The sequence below is a fragment of the Enterococcus malodoratus ATCC 43197 genome, from assembly GCF_000407185.1.
GTDB classification, from domain to species: Bacteria; Bacillota; Bacilli; order Lactobacillales; family Enterococcaceae; genus Enterococcus_A; species Enterococcus_A malodoratus.
In genome coordinates, this window is the sequence record NZ_KE136482.1 from 831,092 (window position 1) to 856,734 (window position 25,643).

Here is a 25,643-nt window from a genome sequence, read left to right on the forward strand (position 1 = left end):
GCCAATGAAACGACAATTAGAAAATATTCAGTGGCAAGCAGTTTCATTTCTTCGACCATTAGAATTTCAAGAGGTTGTAGACACATTAGCACACCTTGCGGGTCTAACCGGTCGAAAGAGTTTTGTGTGGGAAATTAGAAGTCAAAATAACAAGATTAGTCATTTTATCGGGGCGGAAACAAAAGATTTAAGAAATATCACTAAGCTATTTTCTAGACATAAAAAATTTCAATTTAGCCGTAATCCGAAATTTGAACGAAAACCTACTAAATCTGCTTACGAACTAGGACTGACTAGTCAAGTATTACCACTAAAAGTCAAAGAAGGCGACAATTTTCTGCGGACGACTTTAGCAACACTGGCTAGAAATACCAAAGATACAGTGGTTATTCAGATTATTGTGGGTAAAAGCTTTGCGCCACACTCTTTACCGAAGAATCTACCAAATCCACACACGACTTGGTGGCAAGCCATTACTGGCAACCTCCCACCAATTACAACTGAAACCAGAAAACAGCTGACAGATAAGCAATCGCAACCACAATTTAGCTGTAGCTTACGGATTGGCTCGACTTCAGACTACCTCACTGATCTTAAGTCGCTAATCGGTTGCTTTAAAATATTAGAATCTAGCGAAGTTAAAATGCGCTTTAAACCAATTTTGCCTACAAAAATAGATGAAGTTCGCTTACCACTCCAATTTCCGCTCAAATTGTCGACACTTGAACTTGCCTGCTTGGGATTATTCCCGAATGGCAACGAGGAATTAGATGGATTTGCAAATCTTCATCCAAAAGTTATTCTACCACCACTAGGGTTAAAACAAAACCACAAGCGGATTTTTGGCGAAGCAACAGCTTTAAATAGCTCACTAGAAACCAAGAAATTAGGTATTTCTGGTAGCGATTCCCTGTTTCATACGGTGCTACTTGGTGGTACAGGCTCTGGTAAGAGTACCGCTATGTTGCGATTGGCGCTTTCAGATATTGAAAGTGGCAACTCTGCCCTCGTCATTGACCCAAAGGGTGATCTTGTTCGAGATATTTTAGAGCGCTATCCAAAAGCTCGTGAAGATGATTTAGTAATCATCGATCCAACTAACGAGCGCCCGATAGGCTTAAATCCTTTTGACCTGTTGAGATTTGGTATTTCGCCCGAACTCTTAACTCAGCACTTGATGGCAATCTTCCAAGACTTGTTTTCAGATAATTGGGGGATTCGTAGTTCAGATGTTTTAAGCCATGCCATTTTAACGCTGGCTAAAACGAAGCACGCCACACTATTAATGTTGCCTCAATTATTGACTAACAAGCAATTCCGCAAAACTCTACTCAAAGACATTCACGATCCATTTGGCGTAGAAAGCTTCTGGAACTATTACGATAGTCTCAGCCAAGGCGAACAAACGCAACTAATCTCGCCAGTTTTAAATAAACTAAGACAAATCTTTATCCATCCAAGTTTAAAATATTTGTTTGGACAGACAAATAACAAATTTAGCTTGACAGATTTATACTTCAAACGCAAAGTCGTTTTAGTATCGCTTAATAAGGGCGTTCTAGGCGCTGAGTCAGCCCGTTTCCTAGGTTCTATTATAGTGAGCCTAACTTGGAGTTTAGCGCTCCACAGGGCGAGTATTCCGCCCGAAAAACGCCACCGAGTCTCACTGTTTATTGACGAACTTCAGGATTACTTGAGATTACCAACTAGCTTATCTGATGCGCTTATTCAAGCTAGAGGGCTTGGCGTGTCTTTAACCCTTGCCCATCAGTATCGCCACCAATTGACACAAGAGATTAAAATGGCGATTGACGCTAACTGCAAAAATAAGATTTGTTTTGGTTTAGACATGAATGATGCGCAAGATATGGCTCGCCAAGCACCAGAACTGATAGCAGATGATTTCTACTCCCTCCCGCAATACCACATTTATGTGAGGCTCCATAATGGTGGCAATTCGACGAATTGGCTACTTGGTAAGACCTTCGCGCCAGCACCTAAGACCAGAGATTATGTCGATTTAGTTGCACGAAATGCCCTCAAATATGGCGAGGCAATTCCCGAAATTGAAGCACAGCTTGCCAAACAATTTGGCTATGATGAACTCAATTCGAACGACAAAACAGACCAAATACCACCTCAAAATATTGGTAGACGCAAGAAAATAACAGATGAATAAGTTGATTTAACCGTTCGTTTCGGTATTCGGTTCACGACCATAAGCAAATACAAGTTATCGGCGCTAAACCGCCATTATTAAACATAATTTGCACAGGACTTACCCCGTATTTCTCTATATTTACATACGGAGATAACCCCTAGTGCAGAAAGGATTTCCTATATGAAACCAACTGAATTATCTGCCAAAGAAGAACAGCTACTTAAGTTCCTATTTAAGGCAAAATATGCCACAACTAAACAACTTTCTAGGTTCTATTTTTCAGATAGTGTGAGCAGTTCAACTGCACTAAGAAGAGCGAATTTGACAACTAAGAAGCTAAATGAAAAAGGATATATCAAACACCTAGATAGAAGAATCGGTGGGATCAGAGCTGGGAGCGGATCTTTCGTATGGAAAATAAATACCAACGGCATGAAGTATTTAAAACAAAAACAAATGAATTTAAGTATTACTCGGCAAAATAGCTATGAGCCGACTTGGCATCACTTAGAACACACTTTAGCGATTTCTGAAATATATGTGCAATTAGCTGAACTGAAAAATAAGCATTTAGTTCAGTCAATCGATAGCTTTCAGTTTGAGCCGAACTGTTGGCGAGGCTGGTTAGATAATCATGCAGGGAGAATGATTCTAAAACCAGACTGCTATATTGAAATCTCACTAGACAATTATCTCTATAACTATTTTGTCGAGGTAGATAAAAACACCGAAAGTCTAGCACGCGTGATTAACAAATCTAAACAATATATCCGCTATTTTAATTTAAATATCGAACAAAAAGATACTGGCGTTTTTCCTTTAGTGCTTTGGGTTGTACCAGATGAAAAACGCAAGCTAGCGATTGAAAAAAGAATTCAACAAGAGCTACAAGATTACTGGGCGTTATTTCAGGTTATTTCACTCGATGATTTAAGAGATTTTATGATTGGAGGCATTAGCGATGGAAAAGCAGATTAAGATTGGTGGCACCACCTATATTGTTAAGCAGAAATTTGTCGGCAAAAAGCCGTTAAAGCAACTGATTGAACGACTTATTTTACAAGGAAAATAGATAAAAAAGCTGAAACGACCGCTTAGCGTTGTAGAAATTTAGGAAAAAGGCGGAAGCGAGCTTCAGCTCGTGCGCACTTTTTATCTAATTTCCTAAACGCTGGTCGTTGAAGCTAGATTAAATAAAATCAAGACTCCACTTTTTGCCCAAAGCACGCTATACTGTCAGTGGGTTATAGGTGAAATCTAAAATAATAACAATTAGGAGGCCACTTATATGAATAACAGCACTTTGACAATTAAAGAATACACAGAAGTAGATTTAAAACAGTTGACGGATATTACGATCATTTATTGTCGACTTTCAGCGGAGGATGGTAATGAAGGCGAAAGTTATTCAATTGCCAATCAGAAGTTAATTTTATCAAAAGTTGCGGAAAAAGAAAATTTGAGCAACCCAATACTTATGGCGGATGATGGATTCTCTGGCTCTAACTTCAATCGCCCCGCTATGGTAAAAGCGCTAGAACTGGTTGAAGCTGGAAAAGTCAAAAATTTCATTGTGAAAGATTTAAGTCGACTCGGACGAGATTACTTGCGTGTCGGACAGCTTTTAGAATCTGTTTTTCCACAACATGGTATTCGATTTATTTCACTCAATGAACAAGTCGATAGTTTGAAAATCTCAAGTCAAGACGCTTATATGTTGCCCCTTATGAATATCTTCAATGAATGGTATAGTCGACAATGTAGTGAGAAAATTCGGATGTCTAAGCATACCAAGGCAAAAGCAGGCGAAAAAATTGGCTGGCAAGCACCATATGGCTACTTAAACAATCCTGAAAATCGTAAAGAATGGTTGGTTGATAAGGAAGCCGCTAAAATCATTCAGCGTATTTTCCGAGAATTTGTTTCAGGTAAAACGCCTAGTAGTATCGCCCGTGGTTTAGCTAATGACAAAATTTTACTGCCATCATTCCATAAGAAGAAGTTAGGTTTGAAAAGCGCCATTTCTTTTTCGAACAATCCTTATCTTTGGAAAGCTGAAACAGTTCTCAATACGATTGATCGTGAAGAGTATACCGGAGCAACTGTTAATTTGCGTACTAGAAAACTTTCGCATAAGCAAGCTAGAAGTATCAACACACCTCGTGAAGAATGGCTAATCTTTCAAGATACACACGAACCGATTATTGACAAAGATACTTTTGAGACAGCTAGAAAAATGCGCCAGCATAAGCGTGTTCCCCAGTATCATAAATTCAAAGATGTTAAGGGTCATGAGAATCTATTTGCGGGATTGGTCTTTTGTGAGAATGGACATAAGATGACATTTTGTCCGCAACAAAAGAACCATAGAAATTTAGATCATTACAAATGTGGCAAATATAAAGGTATCAAGGAAACTTGCAATCACGGACATTACATTCGAAAAATCGTACTTGAGGAAATTGTTTTAAAAGAACTCCAGTTTCTAATTCATGCAATTGATTTGGACGAGAGCAAGCTTGCGAATCAATTACGGCAGAATTGTGATATTGTTGATAATAAAGAAAAATTGCAAAATAAAAACCGCTTGATTCAAGCGGAAGAGCGGTATGAGAAAATTGACCAAATTATCCAAAATTTGTACGAAGATAAGCTCAGCGGAGAACTTACAAATGTGCGTTTTAGCAAACTTTCGAAAGATTATGAAACTGAACAAACCAAACTGACTCAACAAATTCAAGAATTACAACAAATCGTTTCTAAACAAGATGATCAATCCGTTAATATTGAACGATTTTTGCGACAGGTTAGAAAATATACCGATATGACCGAACTTACGCCAGAAATTGTAAATACCTTGATTAATCGGATAATTATTCACACGCCAGTTGGTAGAGGTAAACAGCGCCAGATTAAGATAGAGATTCATTACAATTTTATTGGACAAATCTAAATCGAGCGAGAAATTTTCGCTCGATTTAAAATAAATATGGGACTGCTCCGTGAGAACAGAAAATTATTATTTAGTTTTTGTATTAAACGATTTAATTTAAAAACACCAGGTCGAGAAGTTGCTGTAGTTGAAGAAAATAAACAAGAAACCAAAGATATAAATAAGTTAATTCCACTTATTGTCGAAGCTGTAGGAGGTAAAGAAAATATTATCAGTGTTGACGCTTGTTTTACGCGTTTACGTATTAAATTAGTCGATAATAAAAAATTAATAGAAGATGATTACTTTACCAAACAACTAGGTGCAAATGGAATCGTTCATGTTGGTGATGGAATTCAAATTATTTATGGAAATAAAGCAGCCGTTTATAAATCTGAAATGCGTGAATTTTTAGAATTTGAATAATTAATAAAAAAAGGGGATGTGAGCAATGTTTGCTGTTTATTCTAATTTAAAAACATGTGTTGAAAATTTAAATAAGTCAAGATCAATTGACAGCTATATTGCTCACTACATTTTAGAAAATCACGATTTTATTCCTAATATGTCAATTAGTGAACTAAGCTTAGCTTGTAATACATCTCAATCATCAATTAGTCGTTTTTGTCGCCGTATAAACAATTCTAATTTTAAAGAGTTAAAACTAGAATTAATGGAATACACTTCTTATTTAAAAAAAGAAGTGCATGGAGAATTTACTGAAGAATTTATGAGTTCCAATGATTACTTCTCTGTTTTATATCCATCAATAAACGAAACAAGAGAACTTTTAACTCCAAATATTTTAAACAAAGTCATTCAATGGTTAGATTCTTCTAAAAGTATTTACTTTTTTGGAAGTTCTTTTTCTAATAATGTCGCAAAAGATGCATGTGAAAAATTTACACGTATTAACCAACTTTCATTTTCATTTTCGTCAGTAAAATCACAATTAAATGCAATTGAATTAATAACAGCAAATGATTTAATCGTATTTGTCACTTTTTCAGGTACAACCAAACACATCAAACGTTTATATAGAAAATTGAAAAATAAAAATTGTCGAATAATTTGGATTACAGCTAATAAAGAACGAGGATTAAATAAACAAAATGAAATGATTCTACCAGTCAGTTCTTTAGCATTACATCAATATGAAACCTCTTTGATTGAAGGTATTAACTTAAGGATTGCTGTTGATTTAGTCTATTTATACTATACTGATTATTTACGTCAACAACATTAATTTTTTTAAAATCGCCGATTGTAAAATTAAGCTAGACAACTAAAAAAGCCATTTGTGCTACACTCAAAATAGTTCTGACCAAAGAATTATAAGGAGTGAGTACAAATGACCTATACCCATCTTACAACGGATGAACTTGTAATGATAGAGTCTTATTTCAAAATAAATCAATCTGTTGCGAAAACTGCGCATTGCTTGAATCGTTCAAGACAAACGATCCATAAAGTATACCTATTCTTCAAGCAAGGAAAATCAGCCTTAGAATACTATCAACAGTATAAGAAAAACAAATCAAACTGTGGTAGACGCCCGCTTGTTTTACCCGAGGAACAATCAGAATATATTCAAAGAAAGGTTGTTCAAGGATGGACACCCGATGTGATTGTTGGTCGTGCAGCGTTTCCTATTCGTTGTTCTGCTCGTACCATTTATCGTATGTTCAAAAAGGGGCTATTTAATCCTTCTGACTTACCGATGAAAGGCAAGCGTAAACCGAATGGACATCAAGAAAGGCGTGGAAAACAAGCTTTCCGCCGCTCTATTCATGAACGTGAAAAAGATTATAGCCAATTCTCAAATGAGTTTGGTCACCTTGAAGGTGACACTATCGTAGGTCTGAAACATAAAAGTGCTGTAATTACCTTAGTTGAACGATTATCAAAAGTTATCATCACATTGAAACCGTGTGGTAGACAAGCGATTGATATTGAAAAAAAATTAAATCATTGGTTTGAATCTGTACCGAAAAATCTATTCAAATCCATCACTTTTGATTGTGGAAAGGAATTTTCAAATTGGAAACAAATCAGTAATGCCAATGATATTGCCATTTATTTCGCTGATCCAGGAACGCCGTCTCAAAGAGGCCTAAACGAGAATTCTAACGGATTGTTACGTAGAGATGGTTTATTGAAATCTATGGATTTCAATTCAGTAGATGAATCTTTTATTCAATCTGTCACATCTAAACGAAATAATATTCCTAGAAAATCACTGGATTATCGAACACCTTTGGAAGTATTTTTGAGTTACGTAAGTATTGATGATTTGTCTAACTTAATTTGACAATTAAGATTATTAAATTTTTTAATCATTTACACGAAAATTAATTTTATAAAGAACATACTCTATACTCTTATTTTTTTTTCAAGAACTCAAAAAAGCGGAAAATCCCAGATTTAAAAATCTGAGTTTCCGCTTTTGTCATTTCAAGGATGGACTATTGTCTCAGCCTCTTCTAATTTATTCTTAAGATATTTTTACTTTCTCTGCAGGTGCTGATACTTCTTTTTGTTCTTTTCGACCTTTCAACTTATACTTCATTAATCTCATGCCATTGAAAATTACCACCAAGATACTACCTTCATGAACCAACATTCCGATAGACATATTCATCCATTCGCTGAAGAAGACGCTGGTCAACAAGACCAACACTACTCCAATTGAAATCACGATATTTTGTTTCATATTATTTGCGGTGGCTTTTACTAATCCTAATGCGTGAGGCAAGTTGCTGAAGTTCGAGTTCATTAAAACGACATCGGATGTTTCAATCGCTACGTCCGTTCCGCTTCCCATTGCGATTCCAATGTCTGCTAAAGCTAAGGACGGACTATCGTTAACGCCATCTCCAACAAAGGCTACAATTTGACCACGTTGTTGAAGTTTTCCGATATAAGCCGATTTGTCTTCCGGCAACATGTGGCCGTGAGCTTCGGTCAAACCAAGTTCGCCGGCGACCACATCAACAGTTCCTTGGTTATCTCCTGAAAGAACGACTAGATTTTTCACGCCCAAGTCTTTTAATTCCTGCAAATTAGCTTTCACACCCGGACGGACTTGATCGCGAATGCCCATCAGTACTTTTAATTCACCGTCGACCGCTGTCAAAACGAGAGAGTTCCCTTGTTGTTCAAACCGTTTGACATCTTTTTGCACTTTTTTGCTGAGAGTGACATTTTCTTTTTCCATCAAGGCCACATTCCCAACAGCCACTCTATGTCCAGCTACACTTGAAACGATTCCGCCGCCTTTCACGACTTCAGTTCCTTCAACAGGATAAAAGTTTGTTTCTCCAATTTGATTTAAGACCGCTTTTGCTAATGGATGATCTGATTCCCGTTCCACACTGGCCAGATAGCCAAGCGTTTCAGCAGGATCTTTTTCATACAGTTCAGTCGCTGCAACGGTTGGGTTTCCGACAGTTAAAGTACCTGTCTTATCAAATACAATTGTATCCACATTGCTGAAGTCTTGAATGACTTCACTCCCTTTTAAAAGAACACCGTTACGAGCACCATTCCCAATACCGGCAACGTTTGAGACAGGCACTCCGATAACTAATGCGCCTGGGCAACCTAGAACCAAGATGGTGATTGCTAACTCAATATTTTGACTGAACGCCCATACAACAATTGCCAGAACCAAGACAGCTGGTGTGTAGTATTTAGAAAAGCGATCAATGAACCGTTCCGCTTCGGATTTAGAATCTTGTGCTTCTTCCACGAGTTCAATAATTTTTCCAAATGTGGTGTCCTCACCAACTCGGTCAGCTCTGATTTGAATCGTTCCGTTTTCTAAAATGGTTCCTGCAAAAACTTCTGCATCAGCTAGCTTGTTGACCGGAACAGCTTCACCTGTAATGCTAGCTTCATTGATATGCCCTTCACCCGTAAGGACTGTACCATCTACTGGAACTTTCGCACCCGTTTTAACGAGCAAGATATCCCCTTCATCTACATCATCCACTTCTACTTCTTCAAATTCGCCATTATCCATTTGTTTCAAGGCGCTTTCGGGTGCCATTTCAGTCAATTCTTTGATAGCAGATCGCGTTTGGTTCAATGTTCGTTGTTCCAAGTAGTGTCCGAATAAGAATAAGAACGTGACAATAGCCGATTCTTCATAATTTTGAATAAAAAGCGCACCAATCGCTGCAATACTGACTAAGACATCAATACTGATGACTTTGACTTTCATTGCTTGAAACGCTTGAATGGCAATTGGCGTAATCCCAAAGACAGAGGCGATGATCAAAGACCACTCTGAAAGTCCTACGTTTTCTAAAACAAAGTGACTGAAGAAAACGAGTGCGATTAACAATCCACTGATGACGGTGATAACATTTTTCTTGCTTAATATATATTGTTGCATGCTTTTTCCCTCCAAATTTAATTTCTCTTTTATTGATAAACACAGTATAAGATAATTGCCTAAGTAATTAATTGACGGCTATCAAGTTTAGAAAGTTCTCTTTTATCGTTTCTAAGCACCTCGAATCGGATTGCAACAAAAAAAGCAATCCCGGAAAAATAGCTTTTCTTCCAGAATTGCCTAGTTCATTTAATCTGTTAAGCGGCCTTGACTTTTGCTTTAAGGACCGGATAGCCTACGTTTTCGATAGCTTTTTGAATCTCTTCAATCGAAGTGACAGCTGGATCAAAATTGGTTTTGACTTTGCTGGAGTTGAATAATACTTTAATGCTGTCTTTATCAATACCGTTAACTGATTTCAAGGCACCTTCAATTTTTTGCATACAACTTGGACAAGACAACGTTTCTAATTGCAATATAGCTTTTTCCATAATTCCTATCTCCTTTATGTGTTTTTATTTTATCGGCAGCAGATTAATGAACACTGCCTTTTCCTCTTTACAACTGTAGTATAGCTCACTTTTAGCAAACGAAAATTGACGCATATCAAGTTTTGCACTTCTTTTTATCTTTTTGCTCAATTCACCATCTTAATAGTCTTTTTCTGCCCCCTATTGCCATCAGAATAATAAGAAATTGGTGGATAGTCTTGTCTGCGTATAAACCATACTACAATCGCGCCAATAAACAGGGCCAGAGACAAGGCTTGCGAAACGCGGATCCACTCGCCAATCCATAAACTGTCCGTTCGCATACCTTCAATGAAGAACCGACCCACTGAGTACCACAAAACGTAACTCAAAGCGACTTCTCCTTGACGCAAAAGCTGTTTTCGGTTCCGTATAGTGACGATGAGGACAAAGCCCAACAAACTCCACAATGACTCGTATAAAAAAGTCGGATGGTAGTAGGTACCATTGATATTCATTTGTTCAATGATAAATTCAGGTAAATAAAGATTTTCCAAGAATTGACGAGTAACCGGTCCACCATGAGCTTCCTGATTCATAAAATTGCCCCAACGACCAATGGACTGGGCTAACAATACATTGGGCGCTAAAATATCAAGAACGAGTGCCAAAGAAGTACCTTTTTTCTTTGCATACCAATATAGCGTACCCCCTCCTGCAATCAATCCCCCATAAATCGCAATGCCGCCATTCCAAATCGCAAGGATTTGTCCTGGATTTTGCAGATAATAACCAAGTTCAAATAACACATAATAAAGCCGAGCGCCGAGGAGTCCAATCGGAATTGCCCATAAGGCCATATCGATAATGGTATCCTCTTCCAGTCCTTTTTTCTTTGCTTCCTTGGTGCTCAACTGGAGAGCCGCTAATATGCCCGCTGCAATAATGACTCCATACCAATGAATCACAACAGAACCAATCTCCACCGCATGGGGATTCAAAACGCCTAATACGAATTCCATTCTATTTGCTCCATTTCTTCAATTTTTCGCGTCATTCTAGTCATGGTGATGCTGAACAAGATTCCGGCTAAGCTCCATGGAAACCAAACAGTGAATACACTTTTATCTCCCTGGTCACTCGCTTCGTAATACGCCACTTTTCCGTGTCCGATTACGCCGGCTCCTTTTACAACTTCCTCTTCTTTTTCCATAGCTAACCTATCTGCCTCAACAACGTTAGACGTTTTTGCTTCGCCGCCAATCGTGTTCTTGGTGAAAGGGACGACAAAGAATGCACCCGCTGCTGACAACGTGATGGCAACTATCACCCAAAAATAATGCACATTCACCCCTACTTATTTTTACGTTTTGTTCGACAACCCTATCTTAAAGAAAAATAAAACAAAAAAACTTGAGGGTTATCATGTTTGTGCTTTTATTTTTCCAATGAATGAAGGTCGTTCTGTCTTAAAAAAGCCAAAAACGGACAGATGGAAGCAAAAGCACTGAGTTCTGTCCCGTTGTTAATGAAGAGCGACAGAACACCAACGTGTAGAAAAAAGTGTGTCCGATTATTCGCTGTAAAGCAATAAATCATCTAAATCCTGAATCTTGATCCTTTTCCCAGACAGCTGTTGAATCAATCCCTCGTCCTCCAATTCTCCAAATTTGCGACTGATGGTCTCAGGTGTCGTTCCTAAATAGGAAGCAATGTCCTTTTTTTCCATCGGCAGGGTGATGGTGGGAGAGTTGCCCATTTCAGGTTCCACATTTTCTGCCAAAAACAAAACTAAACGGGTAATGACACTCTCCAAGGCTACTTGTGTCGTTTGACGTTCTGAACTTTCTAACCGTTTAGACATTTCCGCCAATAGTTTTAAAGAAATAGCTGGGTATTGTTCCAGAAAATCTTGGACATCTTTTTGCTGAATCATACAGACAACGGTATCTCGGGTTGCTTCGGCATATTCCTCGTGTACTGCATCCGGGTTGAACAAGGTCCATTCTCCGGTGAAATCACCAGGGTTCAAGATCCGCACTAGCTGCTCTTTGCCAGAGTCTGCCAATCGATAAATACGGATTTTCCCACGATTGATAATATATAAAGTATCCTCTTTTTCTTGTGAACGAAACAGAAACTCTCCTTTTTGATACTGTTTCGTGTGGGCTTTTTCAGCAATGTAATTCATCGCGCTATCCTCTAAGTGATTGAATATTGGAACCAAGCGGATACAGGCTGCGTGGTCGCCAATTTCATGATGGGTATGTTTAGTCAATTCATTCTCCCCTTTATTTATTTTGTTTATATTCGCTGCTTTTATTATATAAGTCTCTTACTACAAAAAAATTGATGCACATCAAGAAAATGGAAAAAGGACTGGAAAGAATTCCAATCCCTAAATCAGCTTCTACTTTTACCTTAATCTTCATCCTCATCAAGAGCGTCATCATCTTCTAATGCTTCTTTACCAATGAACGCTTGCAGCATCCAAATGTTCTTGTCTAAGTCATTTTTAAAAGCAATCAATGTATCTTCTAAAGCATCGTCACCCTCGTCTTGAGCTAAACGAATCGCGCGAATAGTTAGGTCACGAGTGCTTCTGAAGTCCTCGATAATATTTTCAACCATGTCTTCTGCTTTAGCGTATTTATTAACTGCATCTTCCGAAAGCATCGAATATTTTTCAAATTCAACCGTTGTCGAAGCAGGTTTATGCCCAGAAGTAATTAGACGCTCCGCAAGTTTGTCGAACCATTTTTCATTTTCGTTATACAACTCTTCAAATTTTTCATGCAACGTAAAGAAATTGGCTCCTTTTACATACCAGTGATATTGGTGCAGTTTCACATGTAATGTATGCATGTTGCCTAAAAGATGATCCGCAATGGCCGCTGCATTAATTTTCGTATGATGAACATGTTCCTTGTGTTCTTGTTCTTCTTGCAATCTTTCTTGGGGTGTTCTTTCTTGAGTAGCTTTATTTTCAGTCATGATTTATTCCTCCTATAATTTTGGTTTGTTTAAAATAGCTTTCTTTGATTCCTCCTTTTTCTTTACTGAATTTAGTATAGGATAGATTTCCGTTAAAAAAATTGACGCTCATCAAGAAAAGTATTTCTTAATAGACGCCAGGCTTCTCTATTAAATTCAACTGAAATAATCAAAGGAATGAAGTCGTTCCCTCCAAACAAAAATTTCATTAAAGTAGGGCCTAAAAAAAGAATAGCAACTATACTTTGTCAAGAGACCTGACTGCTATTTTTTTGCTTGTTATTCTTCAATTACCAAATGTCTTGCCTTGCAGTATATTTAATGCTCTTTCTCACTAGTGTTGCATGCAACACTAGTGAGAAAGAGTATTAATAAGATTAACCTAGAAGAATAACTTTACTTTATTTATGTCATACCATAAATAAAAATTGAAAAGAATTTTTTATTTATTTTTAGTAGATCGATTAATAGGAGTTTTAGCTTGGGAGCGTCAATAATTTTGTGTAAATGGTTCTTTCCTACTGTAGATTGTTTCTAATTCTCCATCGGTTGACTCAGCATTTGTTCGAGCTCGCCTTCGGCCTGTTGGAAACCTTTATGACTGCGACCTAGGAATTTTTGGTTGTGAGTATCAAAAGACGAGACTAAGAAACGTTCCATCGACTCTTCATTTTGGAACTGTTCCTTGCGGTGGCTGTATTTCTTGATTTGCTTATTAAAGGATTCAATCAAGTTCGTAGAGTAAATAGTCTTGCGTATGGCTAATGGGAAATCATTTCAGCACTCGTTAAAAGGTGCTGACTTTCAACTGCCTGGCACAATAATTTTCCTTTTTCAGTTACAACAAGTTTATTCTTAATCACTTGGATATATTCTTTTTGTTTTAACGCTTCAATAATACTTGCTCTTGTTGCTTCTGTTCCAATCCCCTCAACTTCTTGTAAAATTTTTATTGCTTCTTCATTATCAACCGTTTTATTCGCCGTTTTCATAGCGGTTAAAAGTGTACCCTCTGTAAAAGCTTTTGGCGGTTGCGTTTCTTTTTCAACACTCTTAACATCAACTTCGGCACGTTCGCCAATGATAACGAGTGGTAACGTTTGAACGTCCTCTTTTTCTTCTTTGGTTTGTTGTTTGAAAAGAATTTTCCAACCTTCTTGTTTTGGTGTCTTTCCGATCGATTGAAACAGCAAATCAGCTACTTTCGTTTGTATCTTGGTTTCTTCATACAAGTAATCAGGTAAAAACATGGCAACGGTCGTTTTAACGACTAAAGCATATATTTTTCGTTGTAAATCGTCCATTTTTGCTAATGCAGATTCGTTAGGTACTTGTTTTGTTGGAATAATGGCGGGGTGTTCCTGTACCTTACTACCGTCCACATAACGCTTTCTAGGCTCTGTTTGAACCATTTCAAGATCAAGTCCTAAACAACCGCTATATTTGCCAAAATTCGCTTTTAAATAAGCAAATTCGTTCTCTGTAATAAATGGTGTATCTGTTCTTGGATAACTCAATAATTTTGCTTCATACAGTCCTTGCATAGCTTTTAAAGTTTGGCTCGCTGTCGCTTTATAAAGCTGATTGACTTTTGATTGCAAACTACTTAAAGAAAACAAACTCGGACTATTCGTTTTCTTCTCTTTGGTTTGAACATCAGCAATTATCCCCTCTTGATTGCCTATTTTAGCTTGTTTAGAAGAAACAAAAGCTAAAAGCTAAAAGCTCCTCTTGGGTTTTAAAACGCTGTGTGGGGCTTAGAACGCCCTTAAATGACCCTTGGATTACTTTTATACTAGCTTCCACCTCGAAAAAAGGTTCTTTTTTAAAATTCTCTGTGGCTTCCTGGCGCTGAAAAATAAGGTATAAGGTGGGCGTTTGAACACGTCCTAGTGAAAATGTATCTTGTACGCCCTTCTGTTGTAAATTTAACGTATACAAAGGGCTTGCGTTCATGCCAATCAACCAATCGGCAATTTGGCGTGTTTGCGCTTCTTGATAAAAGGGATAGTAATTCATTCCTGGTTGCAAATTTTGAAAACCGCTTCGGATCACATCTTTTTCTAAGCTATTGATCCATAGTCTTTTAAATATTTTATCTTTTGAAAAGGCATTTGCTTTATGGATAATCGACCAGGCGATATTTTCACCTTCTCTGTCGCTATCTGTTGCAACAATAATTGTATTTGCCTTTTTGAGAAGTTCTGCAACAATTTTAAACTGCTTTCCCTTATCTTTTGCGACTTCAAAATCGTATCGATCAGGTAAAATCGGCAAAGATTCAAGTTTCCAATTTTGCCACTTTTCGTCATAATGACCTGGTTCTGCTAATTCGACTAAATGCCCAAAACCAAAAGTGATAAACGTTTCATCTGTAAATAGTGGGTCTTTGATCTCAAAATAACCGTCTTTTTTGGTGCTTTGTTTTAAAGCACTTGCGTAGGCTAATGCCTGGCTTGGTTTTTCAGCTAAAATAACCGTGCTCATTAACTATCCCTCTTTTCTTTGTTTTTTCTTTGATCTACTGTCACATTATATCTTGATCGATACCTTCTAAACGTTCGGCGATTGATTCCAGTTTTTTCTTCAACTTCTTTATCGGAACAACCGTTCAAAAATAAATCAAAGGCATGTTGTAGCCGTGGATCGTTTTCTTTAAATTTAAATTACTTTCCTTTGAATTTCCCTTTTTCCTTTGCTAAAACGATACCCTCGGCTTGTCTTTCTTTAATTTTTTTACGTTCTGATTCAGCTTGATATTTATAAATTTCAATCACTAAATTATTAATCAATTGCCTTAGATGCTTCTGTTGCCGCTTGGAATGATTTAGTTGTTTTAACTTCATACATAAAGTTCACTTATATTCCTCCATTTTTCATTTCATGTATATTTTGTGGAATCGACTTTTTTAGAATCTGCTTTGAATATTTTATCTATTAAAGCTTCTTTGATAATAGTGTCCATGATTTGGAATTCTTATTGGATAGAAATTTCTTTCTAGAACATGATTTCGTCGAAAGTTCTCATTGGTTGAGGATAGGCATGTTCAAAACAATCAGTCCGATATCCTTTTAATCCAGTTGCTGCACTATATAAAAAATTTCATCATAGTTTCGCCCTAGTCGTTCCAAAGATTCGATGACAAAAATATCCTTCTTCCTTAAAAAATGAAGTTCTTTTTGCAATTATTCTCGTGAGGTCTTCTTTTAACTACATAAAATTGTAACCACTGGTTTTAAGAGTAGTGTATCATCCCAAATCATATAATTAATTGACTGCGATTGTTATAAAACTCACGGTAAGCCATATAACTAGCAATAAACGAAGAAATCGCAGTAACTGAAATCAACATAAACATCACAACAATTTGGTAACGAATCGCTTGAACAGGATCAATTCCCGCAAAAATCAACCCTGACATCATACCTGGTAGGCTGACAAGTCCAACCGTTTTTGTTCGGTCAATAGAAGGAGCCATGCCCGTTTTGACGCTTTCTCTTACAATACTCATGGACGCTTGTTTTTTATTGGCTCCCAATGCCAATTTTTCCAATACCTGTTGGCGTTGGTCCGTAAATTTTGAATTCAAAGACCGATAGGTCACTCCAATCGCAGTCATGGCGTTGCTGGCAATCATGCCTGTAATTGGAACGATTTGGGAAGGGGACCAGTCAATGACTCCTGAAAAAACAAGAATGAGTAAGGACAAGGCTGTTCCTACTCCAATAGCCGTCGTTGAAATTTTAAAAGAGCGGTTGATCCCCTCACTGCGTGTATGGGCGTTATAAGAAGCGTTGAACACAATGAACAAAACCATCGCTAAAGTGAGAAAGTTGTTATCCACTCGTAATACGTAGCTCAATACATATCCAATAAGGAATAATTGAACGACAGCGCGAATTCCCGCAATAAAAATGTCGTTTCCTAATCCCAATTTCTCTTTGTAATCAATCAACAAGGCAACTATCAAGAGGACAGAGGATAAAAGCAAAGAAAGATTACTGATTTCCAAATTGTTTGTCATTTCGATTCCTCCATTTTTCCACCTTTGATAGTAATCAGACGAGAAGCTTGGTCGATTTCTTCCTGGTTGTGAGTGACGGCCAACACCGTAGTTTGTTGGTCTTTCATCATGTCTCGGACTAAATCAAGGACAATCGCTCTGTTTTCTTGGTCCAATGAACTGGTAACTTCATCCAGGAGCAACACTTTCGGTTGATACATCAAATTTCGGACCAATGCAACCCGTTGTTTTTCCCCTCCTGATAGTTCCTTGACCTCTTTCGATAAGTAAGTTTCAGGTATTTGAACTCGTTCTAACAATTTTTTTGCACGTTCCCGATCAAATCCTTCTTCTCTTATGCGGGCAGGAAAAGACAAGTTCTCTTGAACTGTCTCATCGAATAGAGAAGCGTTTTGAAAGAAATAAGAGACTTCTTTTCTATACTCCACAGGATCGATTTTTTGCAGATCCGTACCTCGATAATAAATTTTTCCGGAAGTTGGGGAAAGCAGCGTACCAATTAATTTCAAAAGGGTACTTTTTCCACTTCCAGAAGGACCAGAAAAAACAATCACTTCCCCTTTGTTTACTGTAAAAGAGATATCTTGAAGGATTTGGTTTCCGTTTGCCTGAAAACCAACCTTCTCTAATTTAAACAATGAATCACTCATACCACTTCTCTCCTTTATAAAAAAGCCCTGCACCAGTGGACCATCCATACGGGTGCAGGGCTTTTGTTTCATCCTAGTGTACCTCAGTGTTCGTTTGGATCGTTTTTGGCGTCTTCATGAGTAGGGTGAACCGTTCCTTCAAGGTGATCTGGACCAGCATAAATGGTATACAGTCTGAGCGGCTTATCACCGGTGTTTTCGATGTTGTGCCACATGTCCGCCGGAACAAATACGGCGTCATCATCCATCACTTTTTGTTGAACATGTAAGTTATCTTTAGAAGGCCCCATTTTACACACGCCTTCTCCTTCTTCAATACGGATAAATTGGTCAATGCCTTCGTGCACTTCCAAACCGATGTCATCGCCCGGTTGAATGGACATTACGGTGACTTGCAGTTTACTGCCTGTCCAAATGGTCGTCCGGTAATTATCATTTCCTGTGGTGGCGTCTTCAATATTAATGATATACGGCTTCTTCCCATGATCCTTGTAGTCTATTTCCATCTTCCATTCCTCCTAGTCTTTTTACTAAAACAATGATACCTACTTCTTATTTATAATAATTCTAATTAATGGTACCACATCTAAAATTCTATGCAAAAAATTGGCTTTTTGGAGAGCGATTCTAAACAAAGACCATATAACGCGCAATTACAATTGGTACCCCTTAATCCTCAGCACATAAAGGAAAAAATATGGAATCAAAAAATAACCGATATGTACTCTGGTTATGACTTGAATCAGGGAGAATTTCAGAGACGACACATCATACTTTTTTAGTTTGCACTTGTAAACTAACTAGCGTACATTAAGTTTATGCTCACTATCAAGCGTTGTCAATCCTTTAGAATCTTATCAATTTCGAAAGAAAGTAGCAAGGTTATTGATTGTGACTGTAAAAGTGGGGTGTTCCTATAAGCACATTAAACTATCTTCTCTAATTTATCATGCTATTTAAATTCTGTTTTTTCATGAGAATTTTTGTCCAAAACTTGTTAAAATGATTTTAAAAAATACTTACATACACAATCCCCAAAAAACACTAATGTCATTTCAGTCAAAAAAGATACCGCAGAAAATTTCCACCTGAGATTCAATACGATATTACTCTCTTGACAGCCAGCTTAATTCCTTAGTTGAATAGATTATTAAAGTGCACAAAAAAACAATGCGGCGTTTGTTATATTTTCTGGTATAAGCGACGGTGCTATAAACTTTTTTGCAGATTAAAAATCATATGAATTTAACTCCAGTAATAAGAGTTTAAGTGCCAATGCATGCATGATTCTTTCAATTTCCGTTTTATGAGTAGACAGAGCGATTCCTTCATTGCATTGGAAAATGAGTTTGTTTCTCGTAATATGTATGCTCTCATTTTTGGTTGCATAGTATTCTCTCCATTCGTCTTCATACATAAGAACGCCTCCTTTGATCATCCTATATTTAAGTCCTTCGTTATTAATATACGTAAAAAGTTGGTATTTTATTTTTATTTTCTCTCTCTTTAAAAAAACTGAAAAAAGAGCGGTTTACAGGCATTTTCATGGATAGTTACCCATAGATCAATCTGAAATGAGCGTAGAACTTCCCTCTCAAACACTGGTTTTTTAGAGAAATACGAAATATTAGGGTTATTTGCAGAATAGCTACTTATTCTTACAAAGCAACAAGCGAGCAAAAGAAAAATTCCTTTCAAGCGTTTTTTGGCGGTACACTATTTTAGCGACAGGCAAGATAGCAAATATTTTTTACAACTGGTTTGACTGTCGGCGACGACAGCCCACAGCCAAAAATAAAGAAGTCAAGGACTGTGAGGGTGGAGATTTTTTGGTGGTCTGCCAAAAAATACTTACCCGTTTCTTGACTTATTTAAGTGTTATTCAGTTTTAGGCTATTACAACTGGGTGACTGAGACGATTTTGGGGGCTTGCCCCTTTTTTCCAAAAGGGGCAAGGTCTAGATCTTGTGTTTTTATTTTTTTGGAAATTCAAAAGCTAATTTCATTTCGTCATTCAGTGTTAACTTTGCCGAGAAATTGCTTCCTTTTTTACTTTTGAACCCTTTGATTAAACTCGTTTCTCTTTTGCTTAATAAATCTTGGACATTTTTCTTTGTGAGTGCTTTTTGGCTCCATCTTTTAGGAAGCGTAAATTTGCAACCGTCTTTGTAGCCCGAACAGCCATAAACTTTTCCTTTGTCTACTACGCTGTTTTGACATTTCGGACACGTACCCATCACATTTTCTTGTTCCATATGACCGGCTACATCTGCAATGTTTTCTTTTTTGTCTTGGAAGTTTTGTGGCACTTTTTCAATGAGGTGCTGCACAAACCGCTCGATACTGCCTAAAAAAGCTTCTTGTGTGCCTTGTTGGCTTCGGATCTTTTTCAAATAGCATTCCCATTGGGCAGTCATGCCGGCATTGGCGATTTCGTCCTCTGCAATTATGCGGCACAACAATTCGCCTTTTTCTGTCACATAGATTTTACTCTTACTGATCGTGATGTAGTCCTGTTTCTTCAAGGTTTCAATGATACTGGCTCTAGTGGCCTCGGTTCCAATCCCTTCGGTTTCTTTAAGAATGTCTTTGCTGTCTTTATCGTCCATTGCCCGTCCGACATGTTTCATGGCGGTTAGCAGTGTGCCCTCTGTATAGTAATTGGGTGGTTGGGTTTTCCCTTCCTTTGTTTCAAGGGCGAAAGCCACTGAATCATTGACGGTTACTTCTGGTAAAAGTGGGTCGTCCTTGTCTTTTTCTTCCTGTTTATATAGTCGTTTCCATCCACGCTCTTTTTCTGTCTTCCCTTTTGATTGGAACAGAACCTGATTGATCGCTGTATCAATGGTGGTTTCGTCATAGATATACGGCTTTTCAAAAATTGCGAGGGTACGATACAAGACCAGAAGATAAATGTTTTTTTCGTCTTTCGTTACATCACTGAGCTTCGGCAATGTCTTCGTTGGAATAATCGCATAGTGTTCTTGTACTTTGCTTCCATCTACATACCGTTTATTTTCGTTTAGCTGCGGTTCGGAAATGCCCACTCCTGCTAGTTCGAGATACCGACTGAGGTTGCTTTTCAGGTAGTCAAATTCGGGGATACCAATATAATTGGTATCGCTTCTTGGATAAGAAAGCACCTTTTTTTCATAGAGTTTTTGAGCGATCGAAAGCGTTTTGTCGGCACTGTACTTAAAGCGTTTATTCGCGAAAGATTGTAAATCAGACAAGCTAAAGAGTTTCGGCGCATACTGCCGTTTTTCTTCCACTTTGACATTTGTTACTTCGGCATTCTCCGCTTGCTCTAGCTGATTGGTTTCTTTGAACCCGTCAAGGTTTTCGAGTGTATCAAACCGCTCTTTGTATTTCCCTTTGTACTTACCATTCGAGTGTGTGAAAGTGGCATACAACTCATAAAATGGCTTGCTGACGAAATGTTTGATTTCTTCGTTGCGTTGGTAAATCAAGAACAAAGTCGGGGTTTGGACGCGTCCAACGCTAAACACGCCTCTCATGCCGTTTTTCTGCATATAAAGCGTGTAAAGACGGGTGAGATTGATTCCTACCAGCCAATCAGCGATTTGTCGGGTTTCTGCTTCTTTGTAAGTGGAATAAAACGCCTGTCCGTCCTTCAGATTTTGAAATCCTTTTTTGATTTCGCTAGTTTCAAGCGAGTTGATCCATAAACGTTTAATGGTTTTCCGGCTATTTCCCGAAAGGTTGATAATCAAGCAGGCGATTGCTTCACCTTCTCGGTCGCTGTCGGTCGCAATCACGATTGTTTCCGCTTCATCTAAATGCTTTTTGACGATCTTGTATACCTGTCAATACGGATTGAACTGTTGTTAATGCTCCGGAAATTCTTCCTTGAATATCTCCTGCAGCTGCACCTAAATATAAAGTTTGGAAATTATTTTGTAGAAAATTCATAGCTCACTCTCCTTTATTTTTCTTCTTCTCTTTGTAAAGCTATTGTTTGTTCTTGCTTTTGTTCTCTGGCCTTGAAATTGTTTATTTGAGTAATCTTTGAGCTCTTCAACTGCTTCAGCTGTCAATCCACTTTTCTGTTCAATCTGATAATTGACTTGTTAGTGATAAGTAGTGATTGTTTGAATTCGATATCCGAAGACAACAACACTCAAAAAAACGTTACAACCTTGTTGAACATCATGATGTTCAACAAGCTATCTTGCTATACAAGGATGTTTTAGAAACGAAAACAATAATTTGACACTAATCCATTTAAGAATGCTGCTTGAGAAATTTTTATCAAATGACACTACTCAAATTCCTAAAATCGATATCACTAAAGCCCTGGCTCTTATAAATCAAATCATAAGAAGCCACGTACCCGACTTCTTATGATTTCCAATTTTTCGCAGACTTTATGACCCCATTATCTATTGACCAGCTGCAAATAGTTAGTCAAAAACTACTTGCTGTTGACTTCAATGTCATGGACGGTTCTGTTGCAAAGTTTTAAATCTACTATCAAATAAGGTAGAATAATAGAAAAAGATAGCAGGAGGAATGACGATGAATCATTTTAAAGGAAAGCAATTTCAGCAGGATGTGATTATTGTAGCCGTGGGCTACTATCTTCGTTATAACCTTAGCTATCGTGAAGTTCGAGAAATCTTATATGATCGTGGCATTAACGTTTCTCATACGACGATTTATCGTTGGGTGCAAGAATATGGCAAACTACTCTATCAAATTTGGAAAAAGAAAAATAAAAAATCCTTTTATTCATGGAAAATGGATGAAACGTACATCGAAATTAAAGGAAAATGGCATTATTTGTATCGAGCCATCGATGCAGATGGTTTAACCTTGGATATTTGGTTACGTAAAAAACGGGACACACAAGCAGCCTATGCTTTTCTTAAGCGGTTAGTGAAGCAGTTTGATGAACCGAAGGTTGTAGTCACAGATAAAGCCCCCTCTATTACAAGTGCCTTTAAGAAACTAAAAGAATACGGCTTTTATCAAGGGACAGAACATCGTACCATTAAATACCTGAATAATTTGATTGAACAAGACCATCGTCCAGTAAAGAGACGCAATAAATTCTATCGAAGTTTACGCACTGCCTCTACCACGATTAAAGGCATGGAAGCCATCCGAGGATTATATAAGAAAACCCGAAAAGAAGGCACTCTCTTCGGGTTTTCGGTCTGTACTGAAATCAAGATATTATTGGGAATCCCAGCTTAAATCATAGATACCGTAAGGGATTTTATTCTTTATTTAAAACTTTGCAACAGAACCTTTTTTATTTTTTCACTCACTAGCTCCCACCGCCCCCGCCGCTTAGTGGTTCAAAAATAAACGGGCGGCTCGCCCTGGCTGAACGAAAAAGAAAAAGCTGCTGAAAGAGGCCGGGTCATTTGTTACTTCTTATTCACACCATGCTCAGGACGATTCTTCTCTTCTGGTTTTTCTGCCACATATCGGATTTCACGATACGCTTCAATCTCTCCAACGATTTCTTCAAAGCGATCATTTAGAATTGACCGACTCAATTTTACTGAAGCAAGCTCCTTCTGAATCGTTTGATAGTCTCCTGATGTTTCAATCTCTTCAGAGTCAGGATCTTTACCCAACAACTGATCCTTCGCTGCTTGATTCAGCTCAATGATTTTCCCATCAAGTTCAATCAGTTTATTCTTTGCTTCATGCAGCGCACGATCCAATTTGACTTCCAGCTGCTGAAGCTGCTTTCCGTTACTAACATCATGATCCGCAAGAAAGTTGATTGCCGAAATAATTTCATTTAATTCTGACATGACCGGCTCTTTCTTCAAAGGTACGGTTCCATTGTAGAGACTCAATTGTTTGACCAACGTCTCTCCTGTCATGTATTTATTCCGATTGGCATTCTTCTCGTTCATGAAGTAAAATATATCTTCCTTTTTTACATAGAGATTAAAATCTCCGTTTTCTAATTGATCAATTTTAAATCCCCCAATGAACAGCTGACCATGATCAGCGACACCAAAATCGACATTCAAATAAATTCCTTTTGTGGTCACATGATCGACTTGCCAGCTTTCTATTTTTACCTGGTAATCAAAATCATTCTTGATCTCATTTTCTTTTTCCTCGTAACGATCGACAACTTCCTCAACTGTAAATGTTGCAGTGTTTTCCTTTAATCGAGTTTCAATTCGATCAAGATTATATTTTTCTGGATCTCTCTTCGTGAGACTCCGACCCCGAGTGTTTTTGATTTGTGGATGATCTAGCAAACGATACGTTGCCCATTTTTTTGAAAAATCTACATGCAAGTACAACGCATCTGCTTTCTCTTTGAAGTCCTCAATGCTGGAAGAATGATCCAAAAGAAAGTCCAACCTCGACTTAATTTTACTTTTATAAATCGATTCCGTTTGCCACATCGTATATTTCTTGTGAGAATTCTTTGGCGACTTCTCTATAATTTTAGCGCCTGCTTTTGCTGCGTGTTTGTCTGATATTTTCTCCAAAGTTCTTTTTGTACTCTTCAGCCAACGGTACGAATTTCCATCCATCATGTTTGTTGAATTAAACAAAATGTGATTATGAATATGTTCGCGATCAACATGAGTCGAGATAACAAACTCATGTTCATTACCAGTCAATTCTAAAATCGTTCTTCGTCCTAGCTCATGAATTTCTTCGGGCGACAAATTGTCTTCTGGTGAGAACGACTGGATAACATGATGTGCCAAAATTCTATTTCCCGATTCAAGCTGCTTCAGTTCTAGCGACTTAGGTTTTCCCGTTTTTAAATCGATCTCGACATCAGTTCCTCTTTCGATTGCTGCATTCAACTTTGTTGCGGAGAATTCATCCGCCGCATTTTCGACTGAAGCAATGCCAAAAGTAGACACCAGTTTTTTACTCATTGTTTTATCTTCGTTGATCAGATACGGAAATAAATTTCCTAAATGATCGTTGTCTTCACTTTTTTGAATGGTCGTCTTGCCGGCATTCTTTATATAGTCCTCCGCTTGCTTCAAATGATCAAACGACCGGATAAAGAAATGTTTCGTATAAACCATCTTATCTCCCTCTCTGCATTTCCTTTTTCAATGCTGAAGAAACCATGATTTGTAAATTTTGCACATCAGTAAGCAGCTGTTCAACATCATCGATGGATATTTCTTCGAACTGATTTGCAAGTCTAGCCATTTGATTGACGTTGTTTCCAATCCGGCCAACTTCCTGGTTCAACGTTCGCAGCTCCGAGTAATCGACATGGACGATCTCGCCGGTAATCAACATGATTCGAGCAAAATTTTGAAAATTATTGTACGGACTTTGGTCTATTTTATTTTTCAGATAGCCCCATTCTTCTTGACTAAAGCGGACTTTTTTTTGAATTGGTCTTTTGCGTTTAGGTTCTTTTTCCATCTTCAGTTCTCCTTTTCCTATTGACTCCGCAAATCTAGGAACGGTAGACTAACCCTTTTGCGAGCAGAGCAAGTGGGTACCCACTCGCTATATTTTACAAAAGAGCCGTCAATTTTGACGACTCCTTTCTAAATGTTTGGGGGTTCCCCCAATCCCCCTTTTGCTGAACGACTGACTTTCACTGACGTTCATTTGACCATTTTTGACGTATTTTTCCGCTTCACTGAAGCGAGTGTCCATTCTAAACAGACGACCGTTTACTTTTTTGTTTTTCTTGTGACTCGATTTCTTCCTTTTTCGTCATCTCTTTGACGATTTTCAGTTCGTTTTTCCGTTCGATCGTTACACCAAAGTCCGGATCATAACTATCGACGACTTCTTGAATCAACTCATTGTATTCATGAGTCGCTTTAATTTTTTTCAAGTGTGCGATTGTCTCTTTATATTCAGTAAGATCGATTTCGATTTCTAATTCTTCCATTTCTTGAACCAGCAACTCTAATCTTCGAATCAATTGTCGCTTAGAAATAGATTTCCTTTTATTATGGATTCTCGGTGTTTCACTTGCAGGATCAACTAATAAAATTTGCGAAAGCGTGTGTACGATCGTTTCGTTTTTCATTGGCATTTTTTCTTAATTCTCCTTCTCAGGTGTAAAGGGCCACGATAAA

The 25,643-nt window shown here is 37.7% G+C and carries 22 protein-coding genes and 3 pseudogenes; 7 read left to right on the forward strand and 18 right to left on the reverse strand.

Features of this window, described 5'->3' with window-relative positions:
- Positions 1–4 precede the first annotated feature (4 nt).
- The 6 genes from I585_RS13855 to I585_RS13880 all read left to right on the forward strand — a co-directional run bounded on the left by I585_RS13855 (position 5) and on the right by I585_RS13880 (position 7,404).
- Positions 5–2,179, forward strand: coding sequence for a type IV secretory system conjugative DNA transfer family protein (locus I585_RS13855; RefSeq protein ID WP_010742417.1), 2,175 nt, complete (start codon positions 5–7; stop codon positions 2,177–2,179).
- A gap of 162 nt (positions 2,180–2,341) precedes the next feature.
- Positions 2,342–3,139 (forward strand): replication-relaxation family protein, encoded by a 798-nt coding sequence (locus I585_RS13860; protein WP_010742418.1) that lies wholly within the window; start codon positions 2,342–2,344, stop codon positions 3,137–3,139.
- A gap of 310 nt (positions 3,140–3,449) precedes the next feature.
- Positions 3,450–5,114, forward strand: coding sequence for a recombinase family protein (locus I585_RS13865; protein ID WP_010742420.1), 1,665 nt, complete (start codon positions 3,450–3,452; stop codon positions 5,112–5,114).
- A 36-nt stretch (positions 5,115–5,150) separates the two neighbouring features.
- Positions 5,151–5,519 carry a glucose PTS transporter subunit EIIB gene (locus I585_RS13870; protein ID WP_010742421.1) on the forward strand — a complete coding sequence of 123 codons (369 nt, stop codon included), beginning with the start codon at positions 5,151–5,153 and terminating at the stop codon, positions 5,517–5,519.
- Between the two features lie 25 nt (positions 5,520–5,544).
- Positions 5,545–6,339 carry a MurR/RpiR family transcriptional regulator gene (locus I585_RS13875; protein WP_010742422.1) on the forward strand — a complete coding sequence of 265 codons (795 nt, stop codon included), beginning with the start codon at positions 5,545–5,547 and terminating at the stop codon, positions 6,337–6,339.
- Positions 6,340–6,444: 105 nt separating this feature from the next.
- Entirely contained in the window at positions 6,445–7,404 is a 960-nt protein-coding gene (locus I585_RS13880) for an IS30 family transposase (protein WP_002330482.1), read from the forward strand.
- A gap of 183 nt (positions 7,405–7,587) precedes the next feature.
- Here the strand turns inward: I585_RS13880 and I585_RS13885 are convergent, their stop codons facing one another.
- The 15 genes and pseudogenes from I585_RS13885 to I585_RS23430 all read right to left on the reverse strand — a co-directional run bounded on the left by I585_RS13885 (position 7,588) and on the right by I585_RS23430 (position 21,504).
- Positions 7,588–9,492, reverse strand: a complete 1,905-nt coding sequence (locus tag I585_RS13885) for a heavy metal translocating P-type ATPase (protein ID WP_010742423.1) — start codon at positions 9,490–9,492, stop codon at positions 7,588–7,590.
- Between the two features lie 197 nt (positions 9,493–9,689).
- Positions 9,690–9,923 (reverse strand): heavy-metal-associated domain-containing protein, encoded by a 234-nt coding sequence (locus tag I585_RS13890; RefSeq protein WP_005237717.1) that lies wholly within the window; start codon positions 9,921–9,923, stop codon positions 9,690–9,692.
- A gap of 146 nt (positions 9,924–10,069) precedes the next feature.
- Positions 10,070–10,924: a prolipoprotein diacylglyceryl transferase gene (gene lgt / locus I585_RS13895; RefSeq protein ID WP_010742424.1), complete on the reverse strand. Its 855-nt coding sequence runs from the start codon at positions 10,922–10,924 to the stop codon at positions 10,070–10,072.
- Positions 10,909–11,247, reverse strand: coding sequence for a hypothetical protein (locus I585_RS13900; protein WP_003102891.1), 339 nt, complete (start codon positions 11,245–11,247; stop codon positions 10,909–10,911). Before I585_RS13900 ends, lgt begins: the two co-directional genes overlap by 16 nt.
- Before the next feature lie 228 nt (positions 11,248–11,475).
- Positions 11,476–12,180, reverse strand: a complete 705-nt coding sequence (locus I585_RS13905) for a Crp/Fnr family transcriptional regulator (RefSeq protein WP_003125436.1) — start codon at positions 12,178–12,180, stop codon at positions 11,476–11,478.
- A 143-nt stretch (positions 12,181–12,323) separates the two neighbouring features.
- A complete protein-coding gene (locus I585_RS13910) occupies positions 12,324–12,896 on the reverse strand; it encodes a Dps family protein (protein ID WP_002292150.1) in 573 nt (190 codons plus the stop codon).
- A gap of 534 nt (positions 12,897–13,430) precedes the next feature.
- Positions 13,431–13,670, reverse strand: a pseudogene (locus tag I585_RS13915) (transposase); the annotation flags it as partial.
- Positions 13,670–15,383 (reverse strand): annotated as a pseudogene (topB, locus tag I585_RS13920) (DNA topoisomerase III); the annotation flags it as partial. The pseudogenes topB and I585_RS13915, both read right to left, overlap by 1 nt.
- A pseudogene (locus I585_RS13925) lies at positions 15,383–15,697 on the reverse strand (recombinase family protein); the annotation flags it as partial. The pseudogenes topB and I585_RS13925, both read right to left, overlap by 1 nt.
- A gap of 459 nt (positions 15,698–16,156) precedes the next feature.
- Positions 16,157–16,921: an ABC transporter permease gene (locus I585_RS13930; protein WP_002318452.1), complete on the reverse strand. Its 765-nt coding sequence runs from the start codon at positions 16,919–16,921 to the stop codon at positions 16,157–16,159.
- Entirely contained in the window at positions 16,918–17,571 is a 654-nt protein-coding gene (locus I585_RS13935) for an ABC transporter ATP-binding protein (protein ID WP_010742427.1), read from the reverse strand. The genes I585_RS13930 and I585_RS13935 overlap by 4 nt, the downstream gene beginning before the upstream one ends.
- An 83-nt stretch (positions 17,572–17,654) precedes the next feature.
- Positions 17,655–18,077, reverse strand: coding sequence for a cupin domain-containing protein (locus I585_RS13940; protein WP_002307506.1), 423 nt, complete (start codon positions 18,075–18,077; stop codon positions 17,655–17,657).
- Between the two features lie 722 nt (positions 18,078–18,799).
- On the reverse strand, positions 18,800–18,988 hold the full coding sequence (locus I585_RS13945) for a hypothetical protein (protein ID WP_002311028.1): 189 nt from the start codon (positions 18,986–18,988) through the stop codon (positions 18,800–18,802).
- Between the two features lie 556 nt (positions 18,989–19,544).
- Positions 19,545–21,350 carry a type IA DNA topoisomerase gene (locus I585_RS13950; protein WP_010742428.1) on the reverse strand — a complete coding sequence of 602 codons (1,806 nt, stop codon included), beginning with the start codon at positions 21,348–21,350 and terminating at the stop codon, positions 19,545–19,547.
- Between the two features lie 13 nt (positions 21,351–21,363).
- The gene (locus I585_RS23430; protein WP_002316998.1) at positions 21,364–21,504 is read right to left on the reverse strand and encodes a hypothetical protein; all 141 of its coding nucleotides are present in this window, start codon (positions 21,502–21,504) and stop codon (positions 21,364–21,366) included.
- Positions 21,505–22,110: 606 nt separating this feature from the next.
- Here I585_RS23430 and I585_RS13955 point away from each other — a divergent pair.
- Positions 22,111–22,791, forward strand: coding sequence for an IS6-like element IS1216 family transposase (locus I585_RS13955; protein WP_010743167.1), 681 nt, complete (start codon positions 22,111–22,113; stop codon positions 22,789–22,791).
- A gap of 176 nt (positions 22,792–22,967) precedes the next feature.
- Here the strand turns inward: I585_RS13955 and I585_RS13960 are convergent, their stop codons facing one another.
- The 3 genes from I585_RS13960 to I585_RS22670 form a co-directional block, all read right to left on the reverse strand.
- Entirely contained in the window at positions 22,968–24,620 is a 1,653-nt protein-coding gene (locus I585_RS13960; RefSeq protein ID WP_010742430.1) for a relaxase/mobilization nuclease domain-containing protein, read from the reverse strand.
- 1 nt (position 24,621) lies between these two features.
- Complete coding sequence (locus I585_RS13965) at positions 24,622–24,972, reverse strand: plasmid mobilization protein (protein WP_010742431.1); 351 nt, start codon at positions 24,970–24,972, stop codon at positions 24,622–24,624.
- Between the two features lie 241 nt (positions 24,973–25,213).
- On the reverse strand, positions 25,214–25,600 hold the full coding sequence (locus I585_RS22670) for a hypothetical protein (protein ID WP_010742432.1): 387 nt from the start codon (positions 25,598–25,600) through the stop codon (positions 25,214–25,216).
- Positions 25,601–25,643 lie beyond the last annotated feature (43 nt).